5 protein-coding genes are annotated in these 4,228 nt (G+C 42.7%); all 5 read left to right on the forward strand.

All coding sequences use genetic code 11. The features are described from left to right. On the forward strand, positions 1–601 hold a 601-nt coding region (locus tag A2517_RS07605), incomplete at its 5' end, for a molybdopterin-binding protein (RefSeq protein WP_294895715.1). A gap of 100 nt (positions 602–701) precedes the next feature. Next, positions 702–1,469 (forward strand): hypothetical protein, encoded by a 768-nt coding sequence (locus tag A2517_RS07610; RefSeq protein WP_294895717.1) that lies wholly within the window; start codon positions 702–704, stop codon positions 1,467–1,469. Positions 1,470–1,658: 189 nt separating this feature from the next. Next, positions 1,659–2,408 (forward strand): molybdate ABC transporter substrate-binding protein, encoded by a 750-nt coding sequence (gene modA / locus A2517_RS07615; protein WP_294895719.1) that lies wholly within the window; start codon positions 1,659–1,661, stop codon positions 2,406–2,408. Between the two features lie 95 nt (positions 2,409–2,503). Then, complete coding sequence (locus A2517_RS07620) at positions 2,504–3,232, forward strand: energy transducer TonB (RefSeq protein WP_294895721.1); 729 nt, start codon at positions 2,504–2,506, stop codon at positions 3,230–3,232. Between the two features lie 28 nt (positions 3,233–3,260). Further along, positions 3,261–4,228: TonB-dependent siderophore receptor (locus A2517_RS07625; protein ID WP_294895723.1), on the forward strand; the 968-nt coding region annotated here is incomplete at its 3' end.

Raw genomic sequence — 4,228 nt, forward strand, 5'->3', positions numbered from 1 at the left:
CGATCAGCCGCTCATAGAGCGTCTTACTGGTGGCAAAGGGGGCGGAGGAACGAAACTCACCCCCTACGCCCGTGAACTCATCGCGACGTTTCACCGTTTCAACGAACTCCACCGTCAGTTTATCGACCGTTTCGCCGAAGCGGGCAACGACCCCGAACGCCTCGCCCGCATCCTCAGCCGCACGTTTCTCACTACCAGCGCGCGGAATCAACTCCCCGCAACGCTTCTAAGCATCGAAGAGCGCGGTCTTAACGGTGTACTTACCCTCTCACTAACGGGAAGCCATACGATCCAATCAATCATCACCCTCAAATCAGTTCGAAATATGGGACTGACCGTCGGATGCGATCTCTACGCCATCATCAAATCAAGTGATGTTACTATCGTCACGACTCCTCCGAAAGGCGAAGAGGCGATGAACACTCTCAAAGGGACGATCAGTCGTATCGAGTCCCAAGACGAAACGGACGAGATCGCTTTCGCCCTTGATCTCTTTACCGAACTGATTGCTCTGATGAATCCGAAAGATACAGCGCAACTCTCAGAGGGGATGAATGCTTACGCCCTTATATCTCCGAAACATATTATAATTGGGTTGTAAATCGTCATTCCTGCGAAGGTGGGAATCAAGCTTCTCTAATAATATAATCATTTAATAAGTATGGTCGAAAATTAATTAATAATTCAGTTAGGTTCTAAAAATGAGAGAAGATGAAAAATTTACACTAGCAATTACAGAATCAGGCAACTTAGTCGTTCCACTTGCGTATTTAAAAAATATGTTTGGTCAAGAACTTCAATATTTAATAGATACACATAAATTTTATGCAATTGGTATTATGAGCTCGGAAGAAACCTATAATTCTTCAATACATGCAGTTACATTTGGTTTTCAATATGCACAAAATAAATCATTCACGGAAAAAGTTGAAAAGGCTCAATGGTATACATCTAAAAAATTTCTTGAAGAGTCTATAGGACTTTTACATCACTATATGGAAAGACTATATTCAACAATCTATGCCATAAAAAATAGGATTTCCCATCAAGATGAGCAGCATTTTATAAGTGTTCTTGAACAAGCAAAAATAAAATTTGGAAAAAAAGATTTTCCAACCAAGATAAAAGAATTTAAAATTCATCATTCAAATACAATAGATTTTGAAGACCATGTAACCAGTTTAAATAAAGCTAGGAATTGCTTCGTACATAGACTAGGTGTAGTATCCAACCTAGATACAAATAACAACAATAATTTAACAGTTAAATGGCGAGCCTTTCGAATTGATGAAAAGAAGTTTATTGATATAGAAAGAAACTATGAAATCGGAACTACCATCATTTTAGATTATCAGGAATGTATGGACACAACGTATACACTAATCAGCTATTTCGAAGTGCTTTTTAATACTTGTATTACCAATATCGGATTAAACAAGGATGATCCATTTTATGAATTCCTCTCGTAATATTATTCCAAACATGCCGTTCATCTTCAACACATTTTCATTACCTACTTACAAACTTTAAGCCTTTTTCCTTATAATTTCGTTATATCCTACAAAATATAACGAAATTGTCGCGTTTTTCCGCGAACCATTTTTGCAATGTTACGTTTGTGATTGTCGTTATATCAAAAAAGAAACAAAGGAATTATTATGAAGTTCTCTGCCCTTCTCCTCTCACTCGTTGCAACTGCTTCAGTTGCTTTTGCTGACACTGCCAACATCGCCGCCGCATCCGATCTTCAATATGCGTTCAAAGAGATAAAAATCCTCTGTGAAAAAAAATATCCGAATGAAACCATTAATTTCCAATTCGGTTCAAGCGGTAAAGCATTGACGCAAATTCAAAACGGTGCTCCCTATGATGCCTATTTTGCTGCCGATATGAATTATCCTAAAGAGCTAAAAGAAAAAGGATTTGCAGTCGGTAATGTTAAACCATACGCACTTGGTCGTGTCGGTCTTATGACACTAAAATCAAGCAACATCCCTGTCAATAATCTCTCAATTTTAGCAACGGATAAAATTAAAAAAATAGCCATAGCCAATCCTGACCATGCTCCCTACGGTCAAGCTGCCGTCGCTGCACTGAAAACACTGGGACTATACGACAAAGTCAAACATAAATTTGTTATGGGGGAAAACATCTCACAAGCGACCCAATACGTCCAAACAGGTGCAGCGGATGTCGGAATCATCGCAATCTCTATCGCAAAAGCCCCGATCATCGCCGAAGAGATGAATTTCGGTCTGATTGATGCTAAAACTCATCCCGACATCATTCAAGGATATGCACTGCTTAAGCGGGGTGAAAACAATAAAGCGGCGCGTGCTTTTATTTCAGTTTTTGAATCACCTGAAGCGGATGCTATTATGAAAAAATACGGCTTTGCGCTTAAATAAGCTTTATTTTCTAACCATATAAGACGAGGCGACAGGCGTCCTTGTCTGCGGTATCGTCTCCCCTGATAATGTATCAAAATTACTAAGGATAAAAGATGCATAGTTTAAATTCTATCGTTATATCAGAAAAGATACAACATAAAAATTCGTTATTAAAAACTAAATCGTTTGCCGCTTCCTTCGGGATTCATGCGACCCTTTTGGCTTCAATGACCTATTTTATGACTGCCCATCCGATCCCTTTAGTAAAAGCAGAAGAGAGAATCGTGATTTCATTGGCTGAGTTTACCTCTGAATCGGGAGATATTCACACCATCTCTAAAGTTCAACCAAAAACGGACCAAAAAATAGAGCCTAGCCCTATTGCAACGACACCTGAGAGGATAGCGACGAAACAACCGATGCTCTCCTCTGAGGCGTCCGCGCCCCTAGCAATGTCCCATCCCGCATCTTCACTTCGCTCATCCAATACGCTAAATGATTCTCCTCATTTGACCTCATCCTCTTCTGAAAAAGAACTACCAAGAAATCCTGTTCCTGAAAATCAAATCGGCGGAGCGGCATTGGGACACATCAGAGCTATGATCGAAAACGCCATCATCTACCCCTCTATCGCTCGGAAATTGCGACTGGAGGGGGTGGTATTGGTCACGTTCACCCTCAAACCCGACGGTACGGTTGAGTCCGCACAGGTTAAAAGCACCAGCGGAAGCACCGTGCTCGATACCAAAGCGATTCAGACGATTCTCAGCCTCAGCGGTAATTTCCCGCTCTTGGGGAAAACCGTTGAATTGAGTATTCCTATTTCGTTCAATTTGAGTTAATGCAAAATACACCTCGTAAGGAAAAAAAATGAAGAAAAACTTACTCCTCCTATCTCTGGCTGCTTCAGCGGTATTGGCTGATACTTTTACGTTGGGACAAGTTAATGTCCTCGATACACCGATCAATGAAAGCCCTTTTGAGCAAAGCATCACCTCAGAACAGCTCTCAAAACATGCCTCTGAAACGATCTCTGACGCACTGGACAATATGAGCGGTGTCAACCAAGACGTCCAAGGGGGGCGCGGTGAATCGACCCTCTACATTCGCGGGTTTGATGCACGACGGATCGGTGTTTTTATCGACGGTATCCCTGTGTATGTCCCCTATGATGGCAACTTCGATTACGACCGTTTCCTCACTGCCGACATTGCTCAGCTCGACGTTTCCAAAGGGTATTCCTCTATTGCCTACGGTGCAAACACGATGGGAGGGGTTGTGAATGTCATCTCTAAACGCCCAACAAAAGCACTGGAGGGGAATCTAAAAGCGGGGATGGTGCTCGACAGCGACGGTGAGCTTTCCCGACGCGTCGGATCGATCAACCTCGGAACCCGTCAAGATCACCTCTACGCGCAACTGGGTGCCACCTACAGCGATCAAAACCATATTCGCCTAAGCGATGACTACACACAGGTCGCCGGAAGTGTACAGAGCGAGGGAGAACGCCTACGCTCTGAAACCAAAGATACCAAAGTGAGTTTAAAAGGGGGCTATATCGCGGATGATGGCAGTGAAATCGCCATCGGCTATTCGAACCAAAACGACCAAAAGCAACAGCCTCCGGTAAGCGATCCGGCATACTCTCAAGCGAAATATTGGGATTGGCCGTACTGGGATAAAGAGTCCATTTTCATCACCGGACAAAAAAATCTGCTCAACGGCTATCTCAAAGCGCTCGCCTATTACGATACCATCGAAAACTCTCTCTATTCGTATGATAATGCCAACTACACGACGATGAATACCGCTAAAGCGTTCAAAAGCCGATACGATGA

The organism is Sulfuricurvum sp. RIFOXYD12_FULL_44_77 (assembly GCF_001830725.1).
GTDB lineage: Bacteria > Campylobacterota > Campylobacteria > Campylobacterales > Sulfurimonadaceae > Sulfuricurvum > Sulfuricurvum kujiense_A.